Annotated in this window: 1 protein-coding gene; it reads right to left on the reverse strand. The window is 42.7% G+C overall.

Annotated elements, in window-relative coordinates:
- Window positions 1-208: 208 nt before the first annotated feature.
- The gene (locus N1032_RS25525; protein WP_259543397.1) at window positions 209-478 is read right to left on the reverse strand and encodes a hypothetical protein; all 270 of its coding nucleotides are present in this window, start codon (window positions 476-478) and stop codon (window positions 209-211) included.
- Window positions 479-694 lie beyond the last annotated feature (216 nt).

The following is a 694-nucleotide window of genomic DNA, read 5'->3' on the forward strand; positions in this document are numbered from 1 at the left end:
CCCCCAGCGTGATGGCTACCAGTGCCACCATGCGGATGAGTACCAGCCGGACAAGCCATAGCAGAGCCAGTCAGTACCATAAGAACTGTTGCGATCAGGATACGTTTCATTTAACACCTCATTTAAATTTACTTAGTCCGTAGACTACCACGATTACTTCGATTACATAAACACAGATCGTTAGCCATATGTTATGTTCTAACATCTGTCAGCCCAAATTCAAGATAAGAATCTGGCCTTCTTTGTGTGGGCTTTCACGTTTCATAACAGTGCGCCCTTTTGAGTTGTTCACTTGAACATAACTCATTGCATCCCTAGCCACAGGTGGAGCTACTGTCACCCTGCGTCTAGCAATCTCTAAATCAACTTTCTGCTTAATTGTAAGCTGTTGATCACCATCTTCAACGTCTAGCTCATCTTCTGCCTTACGTTGTTCACGCTTGCTTATGATTATTTCTGGATTGTTGTTCTTTTTCACATTAATACACTCTCGTAATGAACCAACCATAAAAGCCACTCAATGAATGGCTTTGAGTCTGACTCACTAACTAAAATGCTCAAACAGAGCAGTTAACGTAATCGCCCAAATAATAACGCAGAGTGAGAACGTAGCTAACCACCAGAAGCGCTTAGCACTCATGGTTAAGCTCCCATTTAACTACGTGAGTCTTTGATTCACAACGTAACTCAACGC

Origin of the sequence: Herbiconiux daphne (assembly GCF_024979295.1) — a bacterium.
Classification (GTDB): domain Bacteria; phylum Actinomycetota; class Actinomycetes; order Actinomycetales; family Microbacteriaceae; genus Herbiconiux; species Herbiconiux daphnes.